The 24,355-nt window shown below is 58.6% G+C and carries 19 protein-coding genes and 2 pseudogenes; 14 read left to right on the top strand and 7 right to left on the bottom strand.

The window, feature by feature from the left end; genetic code table 11:
• Window positions 1-4: 4 nt before the first annotated feature.
• The 6 genes from pyk to CBM2588_RS30515 all read left to right on the top strand — a co-directional run bounded on the left by pyk (window position 5) and on the right by CBM2588_RS30515 (window position 8,510).
• Window positions 5-1,279, top strand: coding sequence for a pyruvate kinase (pyk, locus tag CBM2588_RS30540; RefSeq protein WP_231942374.1), 1,275 nt, complete (start codon window positions 5-7; stop codon window positions 1,277-1,279).
• Window positions 1,280-1,294: 15 nt separating this feature from the next.
• Window positions 1,295-2,932 (top strand): NADP-dependent glyceraldehyde-3-phosphate dehydrogenase, encoded by a 1,638-nt coding sequence (locus CBM2588_RS30535; RefSeq protein ID WP_115684061.1) that lies wholly within the window; start codon window positions 1,295-1,297, stop codon window positions 2,930-2,932.
• Between the two features lie 170 nt (window positions 2,933-3,102).
• Window positions 3,103-5,886, top strand: coding sequence for a phosphoenolpyruvate carboxylase (gene ppc, locus CBM2588_RS30530; RefSeq protein WP_197717981.1), 2,784 nt, complete (start codon window positions 3,103-3,105; stop codon window positions 5,884-5,886).
• Between the two features lie 48 nt (window positions 5,887-5,934).
• A complete protein-coding gene (eno, locus tag CBM2588_RS30525; protein ID WP_115684059.1) occupies window positions 5,935-7,224 on the top strand; it encodes a phosphopyruvate hydratase in 1,290 nt (429 codons plus the stop codon).
• A 105-nt stretch (window positions 7,225-7,329) separates the two neighbouring features.
• The gene (gene rraA / locus CBM2588_RS30520) at window positions 7,330-7,812 is read left to right on the top strand and encodes a ribonuclease E activity regulator RraA (RefSeq protein WP_115684058.1); all 483 of its coding nucleotides are present in this window, start codon (window positions 7,330-7,332) and stop codon (window positions 7,810-7,812) included.
• 47 nt (window positions 7,813-7,859) lie between these two features.
• The gene (locus CBM2588_RS30515; RefSeq protein ID WP_115684057.1) at window positions 7,860-8,510 is read left to right on the top strand and encodes an aspartate/glutamate racemase family protein; all 651 of its coding nucleotides are present in this window, start codon (window positions 7,860-7,862) and stop codon (window positions 8,508-8,510) included.
• A gap of 65 nt (window positions 8,511-8,575) precedes the next feature.
• Here the strand turns inward: CBM2588_RS30515 and CBM2588_RS30510 are convergent, their stop codons facing one another.
• Complete coding sequence (locus CBM2588_RS30510; protein ID WP_115684056.1) at window positions 8,576-9,457, bottom strand: GntR family transcriptional regulator; 882 nt, start codon at window positions 9,455-9,457, stop codon at window positions 8,576-8,578.
• A gap of 409 nt (window positions 9,458-9,866) precedes the next feature.
• On the opposite strand from CBM2588_RS30510, the gene CBM2588_RS30505 reads away from it, so the two are divergent.
• The 7 genes and pseudogenes from CBM2588_RS30505 to CBM2588_RS31295 form a co-directional block, all read left to right on the top strand.
• Entirely contained in the window at window positions 9,867-10,784 is a 918-nt protein-coding gene (locus CBM2588_RS30505; RefSeq protein WP_115684055.1) for an amidohydrolase family protein, read from the top strand.
• A 52-nt stretch (window positions 10,785-10,836) separates the two neighbouring features.
• Entirely contained in the window at window positions 10,837-11,262 is a 426-nt protein-coding gene (locus CBM2588_RS30500) for a cupin domain-containing protein (RefSeq protein WP_115684054.1), read from the top strand.
• Between the two features lie 15 nt (window positions 11,263-11,277).
• Window positions 11,278-12,342, top strand: a complete 1,065-nt coding sequence (locus CBM2588_RS30495; RefSeq protein WP_115684053.1) for an isocitrate/isopropylmalate dehydrogenase family protein — start codon at window positions 11,278-11,280, stop codon at window positions 12,340-12,342.
• 80 nt (window positions 12,343-12,422) lie between these two features.
• On the top strand, window positions 12,423-13,394 hold the full coding sequence (locus CBM2588_RS30490; protein ID WP_115684052.1) for a Bug family tripartite tricarboxylate transporter substrate binding protein: 972 nt from the start codon (window positions 12,423-12,425) through the stop codon (window positions 13,392-13,394).
• Between the two features lie 113 nt (window positions 13,395-13,507).
• The gene (locus tag CBM2588_RS30485) at window positions 13,508-13,897 is read left to right on the top strand and encodes an MFS transporter (protein ID WP_147298477.1); all 390 of its coding nucleotides are present in this window, start codon (window positions 13,508-13,510) and stop codon (window positions 13,895-13,897) included.
• Window positions 13,898-14,161: 264 nt separating this feature from the next.
• The gene (locus CBM2588_RS30480; RefSeq protein ID WP_115684051.1) at window positions 14,162-15,553 is read left to right on the top strand and encodes an NAD-dependent succinate-semialdehyde dehydrogenase; all 1,392 of its coding nucleotides are present in this window, start codon (window positions 14,162-14,164) and stop codon (window positions 15,551-15,553) included.
• Window positions 15,554-15,638: 85 nt separating this feature from the next.
• Window positions 15,639-15,836 (top strand): annotated as a pseudogene (locus CBM2588_RS31295) (helix-turn-helix domain-containing protein); the annotation flags it as partial.
• A 330-nt stretch (window positions 15,837-16,166) separates the two neighbouring features.
• On the opposite strand, the gene otnC reads toward CBM2588_RS31295, so the two are convergent.
• From otnC to CBM2588_RS30445, 6 genes are all read right to left on the bottom strand, one after another.
• On the bottom strand, window positions 16,167-16,811 hold the full coding sequence (gene otnC, locus CBM2588_RS30470; RefSeq protein ID WP_115684049.1) for a 3-oxo-tetronate 4-phosphate decarboxylase: 645 nt from the start codon (window positions 16,809-16,811) through the stop codon (window positions 16,167-16,169).
• Entirely contained in the window at window positions 16,802-18,067 is a 1,266-nt protein-coding gene (gene otnK / locus CBM2588_RS30465) for a 3-oxo-tetronate kinase (protein WP_115684048.1), read from the bottom strand. The genes otnC and otnK overlap by 10 nt, the downstream gene beginning before the upstream one ends.
• 26 nt (window positions 18,068-18,093) lie before the next feature.
• Window positions 18,094-19,014, bottom strand: coding sequence for an amidohydrolase family protein (locus CBM2588_RS30460; RefSeq protein WP_115684047.1), 921 nt, complete (start codon window positions 19,012-19,014; stop codon window positions 18,094-18,096).
• A gap of 690 nt (window positions 19,015-19,704) precedes the next feature.
• Complete coding sequence (locus CBM2588_RS30455; protein WP_115684046.1) at window positions 19,705-20,445, bottom strand: transporter substrate-binding domain-containing protein; 741 nt, start codon at window positions 20,443-20,445, stop codon at window positions 19,705-19,707.
• Window positions 20,446-20,496: 51 nt separating this feature from the next.
• A complete protein-coding gene (gene prpF, locus CBM2588_RS30450) occupies window positions 20,497-21,657 on the bottom strand; it encodes a 2-methylaconitate cis-trans isomerase PrpF (RefSeq protein ID WP_115684045.1) in 1,161 nt (386 codons plus the stop codon).
• A gap of 59 nt (window positions 21,658-21,716) precedes the next feature.
• Window positions 21,717-22,727 (bottom strand): Bug family tripartite tricarboxylate transporter substrate binding protein, encoded by a 1,011-nt coding sequence (locus CBM2588_RS30445; protein ID WP_115684044.1) that lies wholly within the window; start codon window positions 22,725-22,727, stop codon window positions 21,717-21,719.
• 149 nt (window positions 22,728-22,876) lie between these two features.
• Between CBM2588_RS30445 and CBM2588_RS30440 the strand changes: the two are divergent.
• Window positions 22,877-24,355, top strand: a pseudogene (locus tag CBM2588_RS30440) (bifunctional aconitate hydratase 2/2-methylisocitrate dehydratase); the annotation flags it as partial.

Below are 24,355 nucleotides of genomic sequence, written 5' to 3'. Positions count from 1 at the left end.
GCTCATTCGCGATGCGGAGGTCGCTTCAGGTCGCCCTATTGGCGTGCTGCTCGACTTGCAAGGCCCGAAGCTCCGTCTGGGCACATTCCCGGATGGGCCGGTGAAGCTGGTGGCGGGTCAGCCTTTCCGACTGCAATTGCAGGCCGTAGAAGGTAACGATCGCGTCGCTCACCTTCCCCACAAGGAAATCTTCGAAGCCCTCTCGCCGGGCAATGCCCTGCTCATCGACGATGGTCGAGTGCGTCTGCGTGTCACAGGCTGCGGACCGGATTTCGCAGATACCACCGTGGAAACCGGCGGAAAAATCTCTGACCGCAAGGGTGTGAATGTCCCCGATTGCGCCCTCGCGCTTTCCGCTCTGACCGAGAAAGACCATCGCGATCTGGCGTATGGGCTGACGCTCGGTGTTGACTGGGTGGCCCTCTCTTTTGTCCAGTCCGCCCAGGACATCGAGGAAGTCCGGCGCATCGTCGGGAACACGGTTGGCATCATGGCGAAGATCGAGAAGCCGAATGCCATCGCAGACATCGACGCCATCATCGCCGCTGCCGACGCCATCATGGTGGCCCGCGGGGACCTCGGTGTCGAAATGCCCCCGGAAGAGGTCCCTACGATTCAGAAGCGACTGACCCGACTGTGCCGCGAAGCTGGCAAGCCGATTGTGGTGGCCACCCAGATGCTCGACTCGATGGTGAGCTCGCCCGCTCCGACGCGCGCCGAAGCATCAGACGTTGCGACCGCGGTGTATGACGGCGTGGATGCCGTCATGCTCTCGGCCGAATCCGCGAGTGGTGAGTATCCGCTTGAAGCCGTACAAATGATGGCACGCATCATTCGGAATACTGAGCGCGACAAGCTTCAACGCGACACGATGGGCGCCATCGCAGCAACGCGTCGTGCGGATGCAGCCGACGCGATCGGTGCCGCCATCCGCACCGTTGCAGACATACTGCCCTTGTCCGCTTGCCTGACCTACACCCTCTCCGGCTCGAGCGCACTACGCGTTGCACATGAGCGACCCAACGTGCCCGTGGTTGGCATGACGCCCAAGATTGAAACCGCTCGCCGTCTTGCGCTGGTCTGGGGCGTCCACGCGGTACATGGTGACGATGCGGAGAGCGTTGAAGACATGGTCGAACACGCAACGGAGGTAGCGAGAGCCGAAGGCTTTCAGCCCGAAACGCGACCGTTTGCAATCGTTGCTGGCATGCCATTCCGCACGCCAGGGTCGACCAACCTGTTGCGTCTCGTGTTCCCCGTCCCGTCCCACCGAAGCTGACGCAAGAGCATTCCCATGGCAACATCGAATCAAACCACCCACCTGGCCGCCCTCTTTCCGACGGCTGACTCCATCCCGGCCAAGCACCGTCTGGGCGAACCACTCAATCAGCGCCATATCCTGATCAATGGGGAGCTCCGACAATGGGACGGCCCGGTGCACACCGTGCAGTCTCCCGTTCGTGTACGGGATGCTGAAGGAAAGCTCCACCCAGTGACGGTAGGTAGCTTTCCGGTCACGACGGCAACTGAAAGTTTGGAGGCACTGAAAGCCGCAGTGGACGCGCACGCAGCCGGTACCGGCCAGTGGCCCACGATGTCCGTCGACCAGCGCATTGCGCATGTCCAGGATTTCACCCAACGACTGGTCGAGAAGCGCGAGCTCATCGTCAACCTCATCATGTGGGAGATTGGTAAGTCGGCTGTCGACTCCGCCAAGGAGTTCGACCGTACCGTCGACTATATCCGTCAGACCATTGATGCCCTCAAAGAACTCGACAACAACAATTCGCGATTCCAAGTTGTTGAAGGCACCATCGCCCAGATTCGTCGTGCACCGCTTGGTGTAGTGCTGTGCATGGGTCCGTATAACTATCCACTGAACGAAACCTTCACGACGCTCATCCCAGCCCTGATTATGGGCAACGTGATTCTGTTCAAGCCGCCAAAGTTCGGCACGTTGCTTTTCGCACCGATCCTCGAAGCCTTCCGGGATGCCTTCCCTGCGGGCGTGGTCAATACGGTCTACGGCCGTGGCGAAGAAGTCGTTCCACCGTTGATGGCCTCAGGCCAGGTCCACGTACTCGCACTGATTGGCTCGTCACGCGTAGCCGACAAGCTCAAGAAGCTGCATCCGAAGACGAACCGCCTGCGCGCCGTCTTGGGTCTTGATGCAAAGAATGTGGCGATCATCCTGCCGGACGCTGACCTCGACCTCACGGTCAAGGAATGTGTCTTGGGCTCGCTTTCGTTTAACGGACAACGCTGTACCGCGCTCAAGACCCTCCTTGTCCATCAGTCCATTGCGGAAGCGCTCCTCGACAAGTACTGCGCGGCACTGGCGGCCTTGAAAATCGGTATGCCATGGGAAGACGGGGTCTTCATCACTCCCCTGCCCGACAAGAACAAGCCACGGTACCTGACCGCGTGCATTGAGGACGCGGTGGAGAAAGGGGCGTCCGTTCGAAATGCAGGCGGTGGCGACAACGACGAATCGCTGTTCGTCCCGGCGGTGGTGTATCCCGTCAACGAGCGTATGAGGCTGTATCGGGAGGAACAGTTCGGCCCCGTGGTGCCCATAGTGCCGTTTGACGACGTCCAAACCGCGCTGGCCTATGTCGAGAGTTCTGACTACGGCCAGCAGGTCAGTATCTTCGGCTCGGACGCAGACACAATCGCGACGCTCGTCGACCCACTCGTCAACCAGGTCTGCCGCGTGAACATCAACTGCCAGTGTCAGCGCGGCCCGGACGTCTTCCCGTTTACTGGTCGAAAGGACTCCGCGGAAGGAACGCTGTCGGTTTCCGATGCGCTGCGGGCCTTCTCCATTCGCACAATGGTAGCCGCCAAGGCGACTCCGGATTCGAAGGCCTTGCTGGACGACATCGTCCTCGGTCACAAGTCTGCATTCATCAACACCCGCTTCATCTTCTGACGCTCGAAGTGGCTGGCCACGGACAGCCACTTCACTGCCTATGTTTTCACGGGCGAGGAGAGATCTCGCCGGTAACACGTATGGGACTTATCGTGACCACGACGCCTCTGTCAGGCCTCTCTCTTCTACGCCCTCGCTCCGCCACCAGTTTATTCAATCCCGAACAGGACTTGGAAGGTCTCGCCGGCTACGAGGGGCTTCAGGCTGAACTGGAAGATCGCCTTACAAATGACATTCGACTGTTTGGGGACGAACTTGGCCGTGTTCTGAAGGCACAAGAAGGTGCTGGGATATTTGAGAAAGTCGAGGAAATACGTCGACTGGCTCTGGCGTTCAGCAGGACAACAGACGACAGCGTACGCACGCGCTTGAACGCCGCCATGGAAGGCTTGCCTGCGGAGGTAATGCAGACCGTTGCACGGTCCTTTACCTTGTTCCTCCTGTTAGCCAACATTGCAGAAGACCAGCACGAGAAGCGCGTTCGCCGTGCAGCGGAAATGGCCGGATTCTTTATGAGACCTGGCAGTCTCCTGCGCAGCCTGAACTCGCTGGTGGCCTCGCACTATGACCAAAAGGACATCTGGGCATTACTGTCCCGGCTGTCGATTACCCCCGTCTTGACCGCTCACCCCACCGAAGTTCGACGTCAAACCATCCTCACGCATGAACGCCGTATCGCGGAGCTACTCGAAGCTCGGGATGCTCGTCAGCTCACGCCGAATGAGGATGAAGAGCTCCGTCACGGCATCGCCTACTCGGTGAACTGCCTATGGAACACTCGACTTCTCCGCGCCCAAGGGCTGACAGTGGCCGATGAGGTCAAGAACGGAATCAGCTACTTCACTCGAACTTTCCTCAAGGAAGTCCCTCGCTTGCACTGCTGGCTTGAGGACACCGTTGGAGAGCTAGGTCACGGGCCTCGAGTTCCAGCACCGAAGCGGACACAACCTCTACTTCAAGTCGGAACATGGATTGGCGGCGACCGTGACGGCAACCCGAACGTGGGTTCGGAATCCTTGAAATCGGCTGCCTTGCTGCAATCCGAGGCGTGCATCGACTACTACCAGGGCGTCCTGGCGCATTTGATCCAGACGCTCAGCCTATCTACGGCTCGAACTCGCGTCGCCCCCTCGGTCAAGCTCATGTCGGATCGAGCCAACTGTGTCTCGCCGCATACAAGCGACGAACCGTACCGACGCGCCTTGGCATATGTTTCTCAGAAACTCACGGCTACGCGCTCCTGCCTTGATGCTGGCGCCACACCGGTAGCCCTCGTATCGCCGGACTACTATCGAACTCCTAGCGAGATGGCTGAGGACCTTAAGCAGATTCAACTTTCCCTGAACATTTCCCTGCTTGCGGAAGGGGAATTGCGCAACCTGGCCAAGGCCGTGGAAGTCTTTGGGTTCCACCTTGCACCGATCGACCTTCGTCAGAATTCGGAGGTGCATGCAAGGACGATTGCAGAACTTCTCGAGAGGGCCGGTGTTTGCGTTGACTACCTTGATCGTGACGAGGAAGAGAAGCGCACTATCCTCAGCGCAGAGCTTGCTGGTACACGTCCACTGTGGTCCGCGTTCGCAGCCTATAGTGACGAAACCAAGTCAGAGCTCGCGATATTTGCCACAGCTCGTCAATTGCGGGGGGTGTATGGCGCCCCCTTGGTACGCCATTGCATTATTTCTAAGACTGCGGAAGTTTCCGACATTTTGGCTGTTGCTGTCCTCCTCAAGGAAACCGGGCTGCTGACGAGTTCAATCGGCAGCGGAAATCCTTCGAATGAAGTGCTCATCGTCCCTCTCTTTGAAACCATCCCGGATTTGCGCGGAGCCCCGGGAGTCATGGAAGCGCTCCTCGCCATTCCGGAATACCGGACACTCGTAACCCAACGGGGGAACGAGCAAGAGATTATGTTGGGGTACTCCGACAGCAACAAGGACGGGGGCTTCCTTACTTCCTGCTGGGAAATTTACCAAGCTGAGATCAGCCTTGAACAGGTACTGACTCGTCACGGCGTTGGAATGCGATTGTTCCACGGCCGCGGAGGAGCGGTCGGTCGCGGTGGTGGGCCAGCCTACGATGCGCTTCTCGCACAGCCCCATGGCGCGCGGTCTGGAAAGATTCGCATCACCGAACAAGGTGAAGTCATCGCATCGAAGTACAAGAACCCAGAAGTAGGTCGGAAGCACTTGGAAGCCCTGGTGGCGGGAAGCCTTGAAGCTTGCGCTATCGGGCAAGAACTCGACGCCAGCAAGGAAGAGATCTTCCACGTGGTTACCAAGGCCCTTTCGGCGCAAGCCTATGTGGCATATCGCGAGCTCGTGTACGAAACGGATGGATTCAGTACCTACTTCCGTGAGTCCACACCGCTCTCAGAGATTGCACAGCTCAACATTGGCAGTCGCCCGACGTCGCGGAAGTCAGGAGACCGTATAGAGGATCTGCGTGCTATCCCTTGGGTGTTCTCGTGGGCTCAATGTCGGCTGATGCTACCGGGCTGGTTCGGATTTGGATCCGCAGTTGACGCCTGGCTCCGGGAGAACCCAAACGGCTTGGAATTCCTACAAGAGATGCAGGGTTCATGGCCCTTCTTCAGGACTATGTTGTCCAACATGGAAATGGTTCTCGCAAAGACGGACCTCGGCATCGCCTCGCGGTACGCCGACCTGACCAGGGATGCTGAGCTGAGGGATCGCATCTTTAGCCGAATCCGAGGCGAGTACGAACTCACGAAGCGTCACCTTCTTGGCATCCTGAAGGTGGACGTTCTGCTTGCCGGGAATCCGGCCTTCCGCCGCTCGATCCGGAATCGCAGTCCGTATCTCGACCCCTTGCACCACGCTCAAATTGAGTTGCTAAAGCGACATCGTTCCGGGCAGGTATCCGAAGGCATCGTGCAAGGTATCAAGATGACGATCAATGGCTTGGCACAAGGCCTGCGCAACAGCGGCTGATCCAGTAGCAGATTCATTGGTGCAGTAACAATTAATACACGGAGGAACATGAGCGCAATCGTAGATATCATCGGTCGCGAGGTGCTGGACTCGCGCGGCAATCCCACGGTCGAGTGCGATGTGCTGCTGGAGTCGGGCGTGATGGGCCGTGCGGCGGTGCCGTCGGGCGCGTCGACCGGTTCGCGCGAAGCCATCGAGCTGCGTGACGGCGACAAGAGCCGCTACCTGGGCAAGGGCGTGCTGAAGGCGGTCGAGCACATCAACACCGAAATCTCCGAAGCCATCATGGGCCTGGACGCCTCCGAGCAGGCCTTCCTGGACCGCACCCTGATCGACCTCGACGGCACCGAGAACAAGGGCCGCCTGGGCGCCAACGCCATGCTGGCGGTGTCGATGGCGGTGGCCAAGGCCGCCGCCGAAGAAGCCGGCCTGCCGCTGTACCGCTACTTCGGCGGTTCGGGCGCGATGCAACTGCCGGTGCCGATGATGAACATCGTCAACGGCGGCGCGCACGCCAACAACAGCCTGGACATCCAGGAATTCATGGTCATGCCGGTGTCGCAGACCAGCTTCCGCGAAGCGCTGCGTTGCGGCGCCGAAATCTTCCACGCGCTGAAGAAGATCCTGGCCGACAAGGGCATGTCCACCGCGGTGGGCGACGAGGGCGGTTTCGCCCCGAACTTCTCGTCCAACGAGGAGTGCCTGAACACCATCGTGCAAGCCATCGAGAAGGCCGGCTACCGCGCTGGCGAGGACGTGCTGCTGGCGCTGGACTGCGCCGCCAGCGAGTTCTACCACGAGGCCGAAGGCGTGTACCAGCTGGAAGGCGAAGGCCTGAAGCTGTCGTCGACCCAGTTCGCCGACTACCTCGCCAACCTGTGCGACAAGTTCCCGATCGTGTCGATCGAGGACGGCATGGCCGAAGGCGACTGGGACGGCTGGAAGACCCTGACCGACAAGCTCGGCAAGCGCGTGCAGCTGGTCGGCGACGACCTGTTCGTCACCAACACCAAGATCCTGAAGGAAGGCATCGAGAAGGGCATCGGCAACTCGATCCTGATCAAGATCAACCAGATCGGCACCCTGACCGAGACTTTTGCCGCCATCGAGATGGCCAAGCGCGCTGGTTACACGGCCGTGATCTCGCACCGTTCGGGCGAGACCGAGGACAGTACGATTGCCGACATCGCCGTGGGCACGAACGCAGGCCAGATCAAGACCGGCTCGCTGTCGCGCTCGGACCGCATCGCCAAGTACAACCAATTGCTGCGCATTGAGGCAGCACTCGGCGATACGGCAAGCTACGCTGGGAAATCTGCCTTCTACTGCCTACGCTAATCGATAGCTGTTAGGCACAACGCACTGATTCGACAAAGCAGCCCGGCGACCCGTCGTTTTCCCAAGAGGGTCGTCAGCGGCAGCACTTTCATAAAGAGGCATGGCATGACACTCAAGACTACTGACCTATGTGACAAGCTGATGGAAGATGCTCGCGTCTTCAAGCCGGTTTTCCATGACTTTGGCGCTGTGACCACCTTCGAAGGTGAGGCCGTTACGGTGAAATGCTTTGAAGACAACTCCCGCATCAAGGAACTGAGCGCCACTCCCGGCACGGGCAAGGTTCTGGTCGTCGACGGCGGAGGCAGCGATCGTTGCGCCCTGCTTGGAGACATTATTGCGGCTGACCTAGCAAAGAATGGCTGGGCCGGCGCCGTCATTTACGGACATGTCCGTGACAAGGATGTGCTTGCGGGTATCACGCTAGGCATCAAGGCGCTGGGTTGCATGCCGATGAAATCTCTCAAGCGCAACGAAGGAACCGTGGGCGCAACCGTCGACATGGCAGGTCAGCGCGTTCGTCCCGGCGAGTACATCTATGCGGATGCCGACGGCATTTTGGTTGTGGACGCACCAATTACCCTTTAAGCTCTACAGGGCGTTGCGCCGAAACTCGACGCCCGCCTCTACTCCAGATGACACGCATTCAATTGATCCACGCAACTGCCGTCGCAATTCCGGCGATTGCTGAGAGTTTCCAGCGTCTTTGGCCCGAGGCCGAGACGGCAAATCTGCTCGATGATTCGCTTTCCGATGCGTTACGAGATACGCCGGTCGACGCCCCACTCATCATTGCTCGGTTCAAGGCACTGACCCAGTACGGAGTGGATTGTGGAGCGGAAGGCATTCTCTTTACTTGCTCCGCATTCGGTGCAGCGATCGAAGCCGCGCAAGCGGCATCATCGGTTCCGGTTCTCAAGCCAAACGAAGCAATGATTGACGAGGCCCTGTTCTCTGGTACTCGCATTGCACTCGTGGCCACGTTTGAACCTGCAATTGCGTCGATTACGCAGGAATTGGAAGCTGAGGCTGCTGCTCGCGCGCTTCCTGTCACCCTCGAATCTTTCTACGTTCCCGAAGCTCTGGACGCGCTACGCCGGGGCGACCAAATTCGCCATGACACCCTTGTTGCGCAGAAAGGCGCCGATCTCGCGCGGTTCGACGTAATCTGCTTTGCCCAGTTTTCGATGACTTCCGCGGCACAGGCTCTGGAACAGTCGGCGGGACGACCGGTGCTGACGACCCCGGACAGCGCGGTAAAGAAACTTCGCGGTCTTCTCGGCTAAGTATGCAGGCAAGTGGCCGACTTCCGTCATTGCGCCACGTGCTGGGGTGGGTGGTGGTGAAAGGCTTAGCTGTCTGATTTTTCCCTCACCGCGTTGCGAAGGTGCAAGCGCATGAAGTCGGCAGCGGCTTCTCTCTGACCTCCCAAAAGCAGGTCGATTAGCGTCAGGTGCTCTCTGCACCGACGTTCCGCCTGGTCGCGATCCACTGCTTTCCGGTACTCCATGAGTCTGCGCAAACGGTCTAGTCTGCGCAGCCCTTCCAGAATGAAGGCATTTCCGGAACAGGCCGCGATGGTTTCATGAAGACGGCTATTGGCATCGAACAAGGCCGCGGCTGTTGCTGTTCTCGCGCCACCATTCGCGAGCGCCACCTGCTCGGACCGGCATCGCAACAAAGCTTCTCGATCCAGTTCAAATGTCGGCTCCAGAATCCCGGCGGACTCGATAAGCAAACGATACCGATAGCCTTGCTTGTAGGTCTCTGCCGACGTAAGAACCGGGAGAAACATCCATCCATGCCCGGGTAGGCGCTCAACCCATCCTTCTTGTGCCATGCGTCGCAAGATGGCACTGAGCTGCGCACGCGTAACGCTGTACCTACGCATCATCTCGTTCTCAGTGAAGCGATCCGGCAGTGCGCCGGCGAGCCGCTCCTCTGCGATCTTGAAGTAGGTGCCTTCAGCATCATCGCCATCTTCTGCACCTGGCTCGCGTGAGTTCACCGGCAGATGGGTGCCGCCCTCCGCTACCGCATATCCGCCTTCCGGATGCATCTCCACAACAGCTAGCAAGGCCAGTCTACGAAGGGCCTCCCTTACCGGAGAACGGGACACCCGGAATTGATCTGCCAACGCGCGCTCGGGCAAACGGGTACCTGGCGAGATGCCGGAGGCGGAAATGTACTGGTGGATATTTGCTGCAAGGACGTCGGCGAGCTGGCGAGCCATGGTCAAGCGTTCCGATTCGGTTGAGCGATCCTATCACAACGAGCATCTTGGTCTTTTATATTCCTTACGTGCCACGTCTCCGGCACTTCTGTCGATGCCTTCCTATCCACTTTGAGGCCTGCAGGTTGCCTAGGTGTAAACCATTACAACACCTGTAAATCCTTACCAAATCAAGGGTTCTGGAGCACTGCTCACCCTCTAGGTTCTTTGCGACCGCAAAAAACGCTTTACTTGGTTCTTTGAATTTATAAAATTCCACATATCGCGCCACAACGGTGCGTCCCATAAGAACAGGAGACTGGGTGCATCGTAGACAACTGCTTCAGGCGGGCCTAGCGGCCATGGGTGGCTCGACCCTCCTTGATGCCATTGCAGCGACGCCCCGGGTGTCCAAAAAACAGGAAGCCCCGTGAACCAGGATCTCGTTAGCCACGTCAGCGCCCCAGCTTTCAAGCTGCCCCTCGGAAGCTGCGACTGTCACGTCCACCTTTTCGATGGCGCGCGTTTCCCGTTCACCCCCAAACGCTCGTATACGCCGGGAGTGGCCCGGGTTGAGGACCTCATTGCGTTCGAACAGCGTCTTGGTATTGACCGTATTGTTCTAGTGCAGCCGAGCGTCTACGGCGTCGACAACGCCGCGCTTCTCGACGCGCTGGGCCAACTAAGCGGCAGGGCTCGAGGCGTTGCGGTGATTGACCTCGAAAAGACGCCGAACACAACGCTGCAATCAATGCATCAGCGCGGCGTACGTGGGATTCGCCTGAACCTGGAGGTGAGCGGCCAACGAAACCACGAATTCGCGCTAACTCAACTGAAACGGGCAGAACAACTGGTTGGATCTCTGGGCTGGGCCGTCCAGGTCTACGCGGATGTGGACGTCATTGCTGAGCTCGCCGCAGACATTGCAAACCTGAAGGTTCCCGTCGTGCTTGACCACGTCGCAGGCGTCAAAGCTCACAAGAAAGAAGAGCAGAAGGCTGCGTTCGCGAGCGTCGTTGAGCTCGTAAAGAAGGGCAATGCATACGTGAAGCTCTCGGCCCCCTATCGCGTCTCCCGGAATGCCCCGAATTTTGATGACGCTAGCGAGTTCGGACAAGCGCTGATCGCTGCGCGCTCAGACCGACTGGTTTGGGCATCGGACTGGCCTCATACCGGCAGTTCTGGAACCCGTAACGGCAATCTGGAGCAGGTCGAACCCTTCCGCAAGGAAGATGCTGGACGCGCTCTGAGCCAGCTCGCCAGCTGGGCGAACACCCCCGCTCTGCTGCAACGCATTCTTGTCGACAACCCGGCAAAGCTCTACGGCTTCGACCGGCAACCGGCTTAATACATTCCGACTCTGTCCATGACAGAGCCAGCGAATCCTTTCGGAGTTACTCATGACTATCAAGACCCCCTCGGGCGCAGTACTGCTGATTCCCGACCAACTGCCCAACTATGACCGTGGCGGTGGCGCGAGCACGACGCCGCTGGTTGGCAAATCCATCGGTTCGGACAGCTTCATTACCGGGTACACCTCTTTTGCCCCAGGAGTCGAGATTCCGTTCCACAGCCACAACTGCCAGGAAAGCGTCGTCCTCGTGGAAGGCGATGCAATGCTCGACATCGACGGCCTCGAGTATCGGCTCAAGCCGCTGGATACCACGTTCATTCCCCCGAACGTCCCGCACCGCTTCCGCAACCTGTCGAAAACCGAGCCGATGAAGATCCTGTGGATTTACGCGACCATCGACGCGACTCGGACCCTTGTCGGCTCCGGCGAAACCCGTCCTGTGTCGGCAGAACACCAGTCCACCAAGGCTTAACTCGGAGTTTTAATCATGCGTATTCTTGTTCTCCCGGGCGATGGCATTGGCCCTGAAATCGTTGCCGCTTCCCTCGACGTCCTGAAGAAGGCTGACCAGATGTTTGACCTGGGTCTTCAGTTCGACTACGAAGACGTTGGCTTCGTCAGCCTGGAAAAGCACGGCACCACTCTGCGTCAGGAAGTTCTGGACAAAGCCACCTCGTACGATGGCGTGATTCTGGGCACCCAATCGCACGCCGACTACCCCGCGCCGGACAAGGGTGGCCGCAACATCTCAGCCGCATTCCGTTGCGACCTGGACCTGTATGCGAACGTGCGTCCCAACCGTTCCCGTCCGTTCCTGGGTAAGGGTACGCATAACATGGACCTCGTCATCATGCGCGAGGCGACTGAAGGTTTCTATCCCGACCGCAACATGTATGAAGGTTGGGGCGAGATGATGCCGTCGAAGGATATGGCCATCTCCGTGCGAAAAATCACGGCGCATTGCTCGGAGCGCATCGCCCGTCGCGCGTTCGAATTGGCAATGAAGCGTAAGAAGCATGTCACTGCGATCCACAAGGCCAACAGCTTTCACATGACTGACGGCTTGTTCCTGCGTGAAGTCCGGAAGGTGGCTGCAGAGTTCCCTGAAGTGAAACTCGACGACCTGCTCGTCGACGCATCCACGGCATACCTGGTGCGTGATCCGTCGCGCTTCGACGTTCTGGTAGCCACGAATTTCTACGGCGACATCATTTCGGACCTGGCTGCCGAACTCTCCGGCAGCCTCGGCCTCGGCGGCTCTGTAATGGCTGGCGACTCGCTTTGCTGCGCACAAGCGCAACACGGCTCGGCCCCTGACATTCAGGGACAAGACAAGGCGAATCCGACGTCGATGATTCTGTCCGTTGCCATGCTCGTGCAGTGGCTCGGGGAGCACCGTGAAAAGGCCAACTTCATGGCCGCAGCCAAGGCAATCGATGTAGCAGTGGACAAGGTGCTGGCCAACCCGGAAACCCGCACCGCTGATCTGGGCGGCAAGATGGGTTGCGCCGCATTCGGCCAAGCCGTCGCAGAAAACATCACGGCGGCCTAATTTCAGGCTTGAGCCTGGGCGCGGAACCTTTACCTGTCTACCGCGCCCACCCGACAAAGCAAGAACAGTCTGGAGACAGCATGAGGGCATTCAATGTACTGCTGACAGTAGCGCTCGCCAGTATTTCGCTGAATGGCAGCGCCAACGCCAATAGCAATTACCCAACGAAGCCGGTAAGCATCATCGTTCCGTTCGCGCCAGGTGGAGGCAGTGACAACGTCTCGCGCTACATTGCGACTCGTTTGTCCGAGCGGACGAAAGCGCAGTTCATTATCGACAATCGCCCCGGGGCTGGCACGAATATCGGCAACGAACTTGCCGCCCGTTCGGCGGCGGATGGTCAAACTCTGCTGTTTGGCCAGGTGGCTCTGTCCATTAATCCGTTTGTCTACAAGAAGCTGCGATACGACACTGAAAAGGACTTCGTTCCTGTCGTTCAGATTGCCAGCTCTCCGACTGTTCTCGTAGTCACCAAAGATTTCCACGAAAAAGACCTCAAAGGTCTTATCCGATACGTCAAGGCCAATCCTGGCAAGGTCAATTTTGCGTCCGGAGGGAAAGGCACGTCCGTTCATCTGGCAGGCGAGCTTTTCCGCAGCATGACCGGCACTGACATGATCCACGTCCCGTACAAGGGCAGCGGTCCGGCGGTAACTGACCTTATTGGTGGGCAGGTTCAAATGATGTTCGATACCGCTGCCTCGGCGTTGCCCCAGTTAAAGGGCGGCAAGCTGCGCGCCATTGCGGTGACAGGGTCGCGACGCTTGACCGAGCTTCCGGACGTGCCGACGTTTTCCGAGGCAGGGCTGACGGGGTTCGATGCGCCTGCCTGGTACGGATTGCTCGCACCTGCTGGCACTTCGAAGCACGTCGTTCAGTACATCAACACGCAAGTTAATGAAATCCTGAAGGAGCCTGCGACAAAACAGCGGCTCGCACAACTGGGCGCTGAACCGGTTGGCGGGACCCCCGAGGATTTCTCGCGCTTCATGCGCGCAGAGTCCGCCAGATGGTCGGCAGTTGTGAAGACCGCGAACGTATCAGCCGACTAACCAGTTTTCAATCCTGTGATGCACCGATGCGCGCCCGCCGTCGGTGCGCGCTACTCCATGGCGGACATGCGGAGCCGCGTGGGTAGGTATTTGTCGTGAACAGAAGGATCGTTATGTATTCCCACTCAATGCCGACGGATGAAGGTGTGGCGACGGATGCTGCCACAAAGCTGGAAATCCGCCGGCGAGCGATGAGCAAGAACGCCTGGCGCTTACTTCCACTTCTGACTCAGGCCCGAATTGTGGATCGTAGCGGCAAGGCCATCTTCAACCTCGCATGCGCTTGCGTGTTCGGCGCAGCAGGTCTCGCACTTTCCACCATGACTGGTTCGTTTATCTGGGAAATCGTCGGTATCAGTGCCGCTGTCGTCGCAGTGAGCTCGGCTCGCGCGATCTTCTGGACGATTCCCACGCGCTTCCTGACGGGCATTGCCGCAGCGGGAGGTCTGGCGTTTAGCAACTCAATTGGCACGCTCAGCGGATTTGCCGGCCCAATCTCATGAGCTAACTCAAGGAAACCACGGGCCAGTTCTCCGCCGGTACGTGGGCACTCTCGGCGATTCTGCCGGTTTCGGCATCGCTGACGGCGTCCCTCACGCTTATCGTGAAAAAAGAATGATGGCGGCATCGCCGGAGGCAGACGGGCCCCTGATTGACTCGAAGCCTGCTGCTCTAGCTGTGTGCGCCTTGGAGGCGGAAATTCCACAGTGACATCGCGCCAATGAAGTGGCTTGCGGTATCACATTGTCGCTACCTGAAGGATTGTCATGACGAACATCATTACGACGCAAAACCCCTGCACGGGTGCCGTGCTGCAGACCTATGAAGGTTGGACCCCTGAAAAGATTGAGGCAGCCGTTAGCGCGGGCCATGTCGCAGCCAAGGAATGGGGCAAGCAGCCTCTCGCCACCCGCGTCGCTGCAGTACGCCGCCTGGCAGAACAACTGCGCAGTCAAGCCAAGACGTTCGCCGAGCTGGTCACAGCCGAGATGGGCAAGGTGGGCGCCGAAGCCGCGGGCGAGATGGAAAAGTCCGCGGTCACAGCCATCTATTACGCTGACAACGCCGAGCAAATCCTGGCCGACGAGACGGTCAGCATCGCTGGCGTCAATACGTGGGTAAGCTATGAGCCCATCGGCATGGTGCTCGCCGTGATGCCGTGGAATTTCCCGGTCTGGCAGGTCATGCGTTTTGCCATCCCTGCCATCACGGCGGGCAACGGTGTATTGCTCAAGCACTCCCCGAACGTCACCGGCTGCGCTCTGGCTCTCGAGAAACTTTTCCTTGATGCTGGTCTTCCGAGGAATCTCGTGACCACGCTGGTAGTGGCGGAGCCTCAGGTTCCTCAAGTCATCGATAGCCTGATTCAAGATGACCGAATCGCAGCAGTCACCCTGACGGGCTCGAACCGCGCTGGTGCCGCTGTTGGTGCTGCCGCCGGCCGTGCGTCGAAGAAGTCGGTGCTGGAACTGGGCGGCTCCGACGCCTTCATTGTTCTAGACGACGCCGATCTCGACGCCGCCGTGACCGCGGCAGTCAAAGCGCGCTATCACAATGCAGGTCAAAGCTGCGTCTGCGCGAAGCGCTTCATCGTGTCGCAAGCCATTGCCGAGCAGTTCACGGACCGCTTCGTCGCAGCTACGAAGGCTTTGGTAGTCGGCGATCCGACTTCCGCAGCAACCCAGATGGGCCCGCTTGCACGTCCGGACCTGCGCGATGCCCTGGACCAGCAAGTACGCCGTTCGGTTGAAGCCGGCGCGACCCTGCTGGCAGGTGGCAAGGCAATCGAAGGGGCGGGCAACTTCTATGAGCCAACCGTCCTCGCCAACATGAAGCCCGGCATGGCCGCGTTTGACGAAGAGACGTTCGGCCCCCTGGCTGCCATTGCAGTTGCCAAAGATGACGCCGATGCCGTCCATTTGGCCAACGCCACCCCGTTCGGCCTGTCGGTAAGCGTGTGGTCCGCGTCGAACGAGCGCGCCCTGGCTGTCGCGAAGGGCGTTACCAGCGGAGCCGCGTTCATCAACGCTATTACGGCATCGGATGCGCGAGTACCTTTCGGTGGAACGAAGAAGTCTGGCTATGGGCGCGAACTGGCGACGGCTGGTATTCGGGAGTTCACCAACGCTCGGACGTACTGGGCCGCGAAGAGCGCCTGAGATTTCGCCCCTATAGCGAAAAGCCCGCCGTTGCTGAACTGCACCCCAAAAGTTGGACGCGCATCCAACCTTTGGGGTGTTTTTCATGGCGAAATACGATGAGAAGTTCAAGCGCGATATCGTTCAGCGCTACTTGAGTGAATCGACCGGTTTCAAGGCGCTCGCTGGGGAGATGGGGCTGGACCCCTCCACCATTCTGGGCTGGGTCAACGGCTATACCCATCACGGCCCGGCGGGGTTGAGAAAGAAGCACGCTGAGTACGATGCGCAGTTCAACCGATCGTACCGAGGGATGAGCCATGTGTCGGTAGCCAACGACTTAGAGGAACAGTCTGACGTGGCGCTCCTTGCTCGTACGTTCGCAGTAAGCGATCAGGCTCCAGCAGCTGGGACTATTAACTAGCGCGTTCTTTTGACTAGTGCTTTGATACGTCAACCACGCGAGTGAGAGATATAACCTGCCATGGTCGCAGCGATAGGCGCTAATCGATAGGCTAGTATTTGCATTAATGAATGCCTACTCACCGTTCGTTTGCAGGCTTGCAATAAAAAAAGGAGGCGATTGCTCACCTCCTTCAAAGACATGACACCCGAACGGGGTGACACAAGCTGCCTACCCAGGCAGTTTGTACTTTGCCTTCAATGCCGCAACATGTTCGGGGCACAAGCACCGAAACTTACGTCCTTGCAGCAACAGGAATAACTTCGCCGTTTCCTCAAGTTCTTCCGAGGCATCCACAGCTGCGGACAAACTATTTCCAGCGACGACCGGGCCGTGATGAGCAAGTAGCATCGCATGGTGCTTGCCCGCCCACATGCGGATCGCGTCCGCCAGCTTAGGGTCTCCCGGGGCGTAGTATGGAACCAGCGGCAACGACCCGACGCGCATGACGTAGTACGCCGTCATCGGTGGCAAAAGGTCGCTCGGATCGAGATCGTCGAGAAGCGAAAGCCCGACGGAATGCGTGGAGTGCAGGTGAACGACTGCCCCTGCGGTCTTGCGCTCCTCATACATCGCCAGGTGGACCAACGATTCTTTTGTCGGTGCATCGCCGCTGATGTGACGGCCGTCTCGGTCGAGCTTGGAGAGGCGCGCGGGGTCCAAGTCGCCCAAAGACGCGCCGGTGGGCGTCAGCAGCCAACCGTCTTCCAGCGCAACGCTGATGTTCCCCGTGCTTCCGTGGGTCAGGCCGCGGTCGAAAATCGACTTTGCGGCCAGAACCATCTTCTCGCGCTGCTGAGCTTCTGTCAGGGACATGCGGCCGTCGCCTCCTCGAAGAACTTGACGCTGCCGAAGTTGCCAGACTTCAATGCAAGCGACAGCGGTCGCTCGTCAAGCGACTGAGTCCAGGGCACCCCCGGCGCGATAGATTCACCGATACGAAGTCCCTGGACGTTCAAAGCCTTGACCACCGCACCCGACGTTTCACCGCCGGCAACGATGAACTTGTTGTAGCCTTTTCCCTTGAGGGCTGCGGCGATGGCCGACAGCACGCCTTCCACCAACTTCCCGGCAGCGTCGACACCCAACTCTGCTTGAACTGCCGCTACCTCGTCGGGTCGCGCACTGGCGTACACGAGAGCAGGCTCGGTCTGGTTGAGCACCCATGAGACTGCTTCTCCTGCCACGTCTTCGCCTCGGTGAATTGCTAGCGGGTCCACCTTGAAGCCTGGGCGGGCCTGAAGCCATTGCTCGACCTGGCCATTGGTTGCCACCGAGCAGCTACCTGACAGCAGGACAAGCTTGCCATCCGTGGTTGCCAACGTCGAAGCGGAAGTCTCACTACGAAGCAAGCCAGCCCTGCGGTAGTTCTGCGGGAGTCCGAGCGCCAGGCCCGATCCGCCGGTGAGAAGAGCCAAGTCAGCCGATGCTTCACCAATGCGGTACAGGTCGGCGTTTTCCGTGGCATCGACAACCGCAATTTGGACGCCACTGCTCTTCAGCTTCGCAAACGCGTCTTCAATTTGTTCCGGCCGTTGCACAACGGTTTCCCTGACGACAAGACCCACCGTCTTCGTCGTCTGAGGCGCGAGCAGTCGGACCAGATTGGAATCCGTCATCGGCGTCAGCGGGTGGTGACGCATCCCGGATTCGCTGAGCAATACATCGCCGACGAAGAGGTTCCCCTTGTACACCGTGCGACCGTTTTCCGGGAGCGCGGGACACACAATGGTGAAATCAGCGCCCAACTCCTCCATGAGGGCGTCGATAACCGGGCCAATGTTCCCCTTCAGCGTCGAGTCGAAGGTGGAGCAATACTTAAAGTAGAACTGCTTGCACCCTACTTGGCGCAACCAGCGAACAGCTTCGAGAGACTCTTTCACAGCGTCCTGGGCCGGGCTTGTGCGCGTCTTCAAAGCCACGACGATGGCATCGACATCCGATACAGGCTGCTGAGGAATACCGATTGTCTGCACAGTGCGCATGCCCTCTTTCGCGAGCATGCTGGCGATATCGGTGCCGCCGGTGAAGTCGTCGGCAATGATTCCCAATAGCGGCTTGGACACTTTGATTCCTTTGTGAATGGCACATCGGGCGCTCAGTATTGAGCGAATCCGAAGAGGTGCACCGGGTTGACAGACATGACGTTGGTGAACTCATTTTCACCGGCCCAGAGTCGAGCCGAGCGAAGGTTCTTCGCATCGTCTTCATAACGGAACGATTCAACGTCCATCCAGTTGTAGTTGGCCGAGCGCGTGGTTCCGCCGGTGTGCGGCCAGTCGCTGCCCCAGATTGCGCGCCCTGCCCCAGCCCGGAAGCATTCGGTGGCGATAGGGGCCACGTCTTGGTATTCGGGCCCGGATCGCGAAATCTGGTGGGGGCCCGAACATTTGACGTGGACGTTGGGAAGACTAAGAAGGCGTAGAAAGGCTGCAAACTCTTGCGGCCTTTCCTGGCACCCCACGGGCGCCATCCCAAAGTGGTCCAGGATAACTGGAACCGTCGACTGCTCAATCAGGTCGGCCACGCTCAAGAGAATCTGGTAGCCAGCGAAGATCTGCAGGCACCACCACGTGTCCTCTAGCAGGGTAAGTGCTCGGTCAACTACGCGGCGAGCGTGCGCAGCCTCATGCGCGCCGTTCACTTGTACGTTAATGCGAATTCCCCGGACTCCCGCTCCATTAAGCTCATCAAGCTCGGCTCTGGACACGTCGTCCGGTAGAACTGCGATACCTCGAGCGCTATCCCCCAGCGTCTTCAGCGCATCCACCAAGCACCGGTTGTCAGTCCCATACACGCTAGGTTGGACGAGCACGGTGCGGCGAATACCGAGTGACGCGTGAAAGCGCCCCAAGTCCTCGACGGTTGCCGCAGCTGGCGTGTACTTGCGCGGCACGCTGTATGGAAAGCGCGCAGGGTCGAAAACGTGGACATGGCAATCCACGGCATTGAGGGGCAACACCACTCCCGCGTCTTCCATCTCTCCTGCCGTCGACACTATCTTGCGATTGCTGTCCATGCCTACACACCAGTTACTCGAGAATTCGGCGGCCTCATGCCACTACATCGATCTATGAGTCCGCAAAATACATATCGGGATAGCGCGCATCCCCTCGCGTTGCAGCGGCTCAGGCGATCGCCATCTTCGGAGTCGACGGCGGGATCATTCTCCATACGAGAATCACAATGATGCCGCTCAATGCCAGGAAGCCGCCCAATGCAACCCAGCGCCCAATCGTACGAATGCGTTGTGGCACGCACCCACCCCGTCAGTAGCGGACCGAATCACATCTGGTGAGACCTCTGGCGGGCACCTTCAAGAAGACTGCATCCCGGACAGCGAAACCATGAAGAAGTATCGACAAGTTTTTGTACTGTGTCAACGCATAGTACAATGGAAGTGATCCGAATAGATCTCTTGAACAACCGGGCTGCGCACGCCAGAGTCGCAAAACCAACTGCCAATTCTCCCTGCATCCACATTTTCGCCGTTGTTGTGGAATGGGGACGAACGGACTCCAAGCGCACCGAGAACAGGCGGCTCGAGGAGTCAAAGACTGGTGGGAAAGGGACGAGAGCTGTCCGGCGGCCTAGCGAACGTCTAATTAGAAACACCCTGAGGGAATGCCTGGCCGGACTACAGACGCTTACTGAGAAATCGCTGGCAAGGGCACCGTCGGGTCCGCTTGCCAGCCTGATACTGGCGCAGTTAAGCGGCCGTCGCCGGCGCCACCGTAGCCCCCGCGACATTGTGGTTCCGCATGAAGGCAGCAACCTTTCCACTCGCCTTCATTTCTTCGATGAAATCCCTGAGAAATCTCAGGGTGCCCGCAGACCTGCTCGCGGGAATGCCGGTTGCCTGCTGAATTTGCATAAAGCTCCCCGGAAGTAGTCGCAGATTCGGGAAGCGCAAGGCATCGGCTTCAAGCTGTTGTCTGACACCGGCGGCCACGTCAGCATCGGTCTGCAAGAAGGTCTCGACCACTGCGGGCGAGGTCGGGGCTCGCTCGATCGACGCGTACTGAAGCTCCCTCGTCAGGAACAGGTCATATGCACTCCCAAGACCCACGACGACCCTGCAGCCCTCCACATCCACTTGCTCGTTCGCAGTCAAGGGAGAATCGACCGTGACAAGGTAGCTACCCTGAATGACGACATAAGGTGCGCTAAATGCTATGCCCTCACCGCGATCAGGATCTATTGCGAAGAAGCCGACATCCGCTTCTTCGTTCCTGACTGCGCTCACTGACTTCGCTGCTGCGTCGAAAGCGAGAAACTCGACCGTCAAACCGAGTCGCGCCGCCAGTTCGTTGCTCAAGTCAATGCTTATGCCCTTCAATGCCCCGCTCGGCGCATCCACCGCCGCCAATAGGGGATTTCCGAGATTTATGGAAGCACGAAGCTTCCCTGTCGGCGCCAAGTCGTTCGCGATGATCTCGAGATTGCTCATCGGTAGTTTTCCAGGTGAAGGCAGGCTCCGTGGCCAGCCAAAGACAGCACTTCAGCTATTCCCGGAGGACACTTGCGGGACGTAGACGTGGCCATCCATGAGACGACGCGCACTTCGACTCATCGTTACCTTGCTGACCGTCCAGGTGTCGACCTTATTTGCAACTTCAGCGCCGACAGTCAGAGTTCCTGATGGGTGACCAAATCGAACCTTCCTTACCCGAGTGTCCCCGAGAAGAGTGCTGACCACAGTCCCTGGCACCGAACCCGCCGCAGCAATGGCCACGGCTCCAGTCCCTGTCATCGCATGATGAAGCAGGCCCATGGAAAAGATACGAGCCACGATATCGATTTGCCCTGTAGACACAACTTTTCCGTTGGACGCGGTGTACTCGGCGGGCGGCGAGACATAGGCGAGCTTCGGGGTGTGCGGCCGAGCGGTAGTGGCCTCTTCGGCGGATGATGCAAGCCCCATCTTCACGGCAGCATGGGCGCGAATAGCTTCAGCACGAGCGAGAAGATCACTGTCCCCGTTAACGTCGACTTGCATCTCGATGCCGCTCAGACCCAAGGCCTCTGCGCGAACAAAGATTGTTGGGTTCCCAGCGTTTATCAGCGTCGCGTCAATGAGTCCCACACCCGGCACCTCAAGGCGATCGACTGGGGCGCCTGTTGGCAACATCTTGCCGGCATCGCCGGTCGGGTTAAGGAACTCGAGTTCGATTTCGGAACCAGGGAAAGCAACACCGTCCAGCTCAAACGTGCCATCCTCCACCACTTCACCGTCGCGCATTTCTACGTGAGCAACGATGCGCTGACCCAGGTTGGCTTGCCAGATGCGCACCATGGCGGTGCCGTTGATCGGTGCTTCCACCAGCTTTTCACTGATGGCAAACGGACCAACTGCAGCCGTCAGATTTCCGCAGTTGCCGGACCAGTCCACGACGGGCTTTTCAATGGAAACCCCTCCATACAGATAGTCAACATCGCAATCGCCGCGAGAGGATTTCGAGATCAGAACAACTTTGCTAGTGCTCGATGTCGCACCGCCCATGCCATCGATGTGCTTCTCATACGCGTCTGGGCTGCCGACTACACGCAGCAAAATCGCATCCCGCTGGCTAGGATCGGCCGGCAAGTCGTAAGCGTGAAAAAAGACGCCCTTACTGGTACCACCCCGCATGTAAACAGCGGGAATGCGTCGTTGAGCCACGTCGTTACTCCGGATAAAACTGTAATAAAAAAGTGGGGGCTGGCTGTCGCAACCTCGCGCTAGCCGAGCTTAGCCAGCTTAATCAGCGCTTGGTACTTGGTCACTTCGGTTCGCCAGAAGTCGTTGAACTGTGCCGCCGTCATAGGCTTTACTTCTGCATCGAGATCGGCCATCCGCTTTACGAAATCGGGTTGCTGAACGATCTTCTGCATGGCCTTCTCGAGTTTGGCGACGACGTGGGTAGGCAACCCTGCCGGCCCCGCCAACCCGTACCACGTGTATGCCTCGTAGCCTGGCAATACCTCTGCGATAGCCGGCAGGTTGGGCATTGAAGCCAAGCGTTTTGGCGAACAAACCGCCAACACCTTGAGCCGACCGGTCTTAACGTGCTGCATGACAGAGCCCGTAGAGCTGAACGTCATGTCGACTTCATTAGCAAGCAGCGCATTGAGGGCCTCCCCCGTACCCTTGAAGGGAACGTGCAGCATGTCAATGCCTGCTTTTCGCTTGAATTCTTCGCCAGCAAGTTGCGGAGAGCTACCGACCCCGGCGGACATGAACGTCAGCTTTCCCGGATTCGCTTTTGCGTATTTGATAAGTTGGTCCAGAGACTGCAGGTGACTCTTGCTGTTGACCGCGAGAACGTGCGGTGTGATTCCGATTAGGCCGATCGGAGTGAAATCCTTGATGGGGTCGAAACGCCCTTTGGCCAGCAACATGGGCGCGATGGCATTTGAGCTGACGTGGGCAGCCTGCAGGGTGTAACCGTCTGGAGCTGAACGCGCTACCTCTGCGGAGCAGATCGTGCCCGTGGCTCCATTCTTATTATCGATTACGAATGGCTGCCCCAACTCCACTTCCAATTTACGCCCGACGAGGCGCGCGATAGCGTCTGCGCCGCCCCCTGGCGGGAAGCCGACCATCAAACGAACGGGCTTTGTCGGCCATGCCGCGTCAGCGGCGTTCACGCTCGGACTGAAGCCGAGAAAAGACGCACCGGCCGTGCCGGCAAATGGCGCAGAAGAAATTGCGCCCAGAAAGTGACGTCGCGTCCATGTCTTGCTTGTCATGCTTGCCTCCTGTTTTGGTTGGTTTTATCTTGCGTTTTTTTACGACAAAAGTAAAGTAGATGGGCGCGAGTTTTTTGGCTTGGCCGCGTAAACCACGATGCTACGAAGCGTTCAGCATCCTTCGAGTGGCTATTTTTCAACATAAAGACATGAAAGCAGTTCACAACGAGATGGAGACGTACCGCAAGAGCGCGGTTGAGCGCGCTGCAGCAGGTTTGCCTCCGCTCCCCCTTACGGCCGCGCAAACCGCCGAACTGGTCAATGGATTGCTGGCCGGCATGCCCTCCGACTCCGAGCAGGAAGGAGTGGAGTTGCTGACTGATCAAGTGCCACCAGGGGTTGATCCGGCTGCCGCGATCAAAGCGCGCTTTCTCGCCTCCGTAGCGACGGGCGAGATCCAGCTAGCGTCCCTGTCGCGCCGGCGAGCGACGTTCAGGCTCGGCACGATGCTGGGAGGCTTCAATGTCGAACCGCTAATTGCGCTCCTTGACGATAACGAAGTCGGTGATGTGGCCGTCGAGGCACTAAGGAAAACAATCCTGATCTTTGCCAACTTCGAGTTGCTGACTCGGAAGGCAGAGGCTGGAAGCATTCGAGCAGGCGAAGTGCTGAAGAGCTGGGCTGCAGCAGAGTGGTTCACATCGAGGCCGGCAGTACCTCAGGTGGTTGAACTGGTAGTCTTCAAAGTGGAAGGCGAAATCACTACTGATGACCTGTCGCCAGCCACAGAAGTGTGGAGCAGACCGGATGTCCCCTTTCATGCGCTCAGCATGCTGCGTAACGCTCGTCCAGGTGTAACGCCAGATTACGACGGCCAGCGGGGCCCAACCCGACAAATCGAGGAGCTCCGTCGGACTAGCGGCAGAGATATCGCATTTGTCAGTGACGTCCTGGGTACTGGTTCTTCTCGCAAATCGGCCACAAATAGCCTCCTTTGGTATATCGGGCACGACGTACCCTTTCAGCCGAACAAACGAAGCGGTGGCGTATGTTTGGCCAACACCATTGCGCCAATCTTCTTCAATACGTTGCAAGACTCGGGCTGTCTTGCTATTGAGCTTGACGTTTCGGCACTTCAAACCGGCGACAAGATTTCGCTCTACCCATATGCTGGCAGGCTGGTTGTCGAGGGAAGCGCAAACGAGACCCCTTTTCAGGTGAAAAGTCCAGTGCTGCTCGACGAGTTGCGAGCAGGTGGACGAATTAACCTGATTCTTGGCCGCCGCCTCACTGCTGAGGCGCGCAACTACTTGAAGCTACCGCCCTCCGAGGTCTTTCAGCAGCACGCCGAAGCGCCCGCCGCGGCTGTGGGCTTCTCCCTCGCGCAGAAGATCGTTGGACGTGCATGCGGTTTGCCCGATGGGCAAGGTGTGAGCCCGGGCACCTATTGCGAGCCCCAAATTTCTACAGTTGGCTCCCCCGATACAACTGGCCCACTCACACGCGACGAACTGAAGGATCTCGCATGCCTTGGTTTTTCTGCTGACCTGGTACTTCAGTCGTTCTGTCACACGGTTGCATATCCCAAGCCGGCGGACATCCGCGTCCAAAAGGAATTGCCTTCGTTCATGACCGAGCGCTCCGGCGTTTCCCTTCGACCTGGCGACGGAATCATCCACTCCTGGCTT

This window comes from Cupriavidus taiwanensis (genome assembly GCF_900250075.1).
Lineage (GTDB): Bacteria > Pseudomonadota > Gammaproteobacteria > Burkholderiales > Burkholderiaceae > Cupriavidus > Cupriavidus taiwanensis_C.
Note: the sequence above shows the minus strand (reverse complement) of the source record. Positions and strands in the feature narration are given on the sequence as shown.

What these genes read in the sequence shown, in the direction of transcription:
- CBM2588_RS30535 (WP_115684061.1), top strand. Translation starts at nt 1,295, where the DNA reads ATGGCAACATCGAATCAAACCACCCACCTGGCCGCCCTCTTTCCGACG.
- eno (WP_115684059.1), top strand. Translation starts at nt 5,935, where the DNA reads ATGAGCGCAATCGTAGATATCATCGGTCGCGAGGTGCTGGACTCGCGC.
- rraA (WP_115684058.1), top strand. Translation starts at nt 7,330, where the DNA reads ATGACACTCAAGACTACTGACCTATGTGACAAGCTGATGGAAGATGCT.
- CBM2588_RS30515 (WP_115684057.1), top strand. Translation starts at nt 7,860, where the DNA reads ATGACACGCATTCAATTGATCCACGCAACTGCCGTCGCAATTCCGGCG.
- CBM2588_RS30510 (WP_115684056.1), bottom strand. Translation starts at nt 9,457, where the DNA reads ATGGCTCGCCAGCTCGCCGACGTCCTTGCAGCAAATATCCACCAGTAC.
- CBM2588_RS30500 (WP_115684054.1), top strand. Translation starts at nt 10,837, where the DNA reads ATGACTATCAAGACCCCCTCGGGCGCAGTACTGCTGATTCCCGACCAA.
- CBM2588_RS30495 (WP_115684053.1), top strand. Translation starts at nt 11,278, where the DNA reads ATGCGTATTCTTGTTCTCCCGGGCGATGGCATTGGCCCTGAAATCGTT.
- CBM2588_RS30490 (WP_115684052.1), top strand. Translation starts at nt 12,423, where the DNA reads ATGAGGGCATTCAATGTACTGCTGACAGTAGCGCTCGCCAGTATTTCG.
- CBM2588_RS30485 (WP_147298477.1), top strand. Translation starts at nt 13,508, where the DNA reads ATGTATTCCCACTCAATGCCGACGGATGAAGGTGTGGCGACGGATGCT.
- CBM2588_RS30480 (WP_115684051.1), top strand. Translation starts at nt 14,162, where the DNA reads ATGACGAACATCATTACGACGCAAAACCCCTGCACGGGTGCCGTGCTG.
- otnC (WP_115684049.1), bottom strand. Translation starts at nt 16,811, where the DNA reads ATGTCCCTGACAGAAGCTCAGCAGCGCGAGAAGATGGTTCTGGCCGCA.
- CBM2588_RS30460 (WP_115684047.1), bottom strand. Translation starts at nt 19,014, where the DNA reads ATGGACAGCAATCGCAAGATAGTGTCGACGGCAGGAGAGATGGAAGAC.
- CBM2588_RS30455 (WP_115684046.1), bottom strand. Translation starts at nt 20,445, where the DNA reads ATGAGCAATCTCGAGATCATCGCGAACGACTTGGCGCCGACAGGGAAG.
- CBM2588_RS30445 (WP_115684044.1), bottom strand. Translation starts at nt 22,727, where the DNA reads ATGACAAGCAAGACATGGACGCGACGTCACTTTCTGGGCGCAATTTCT.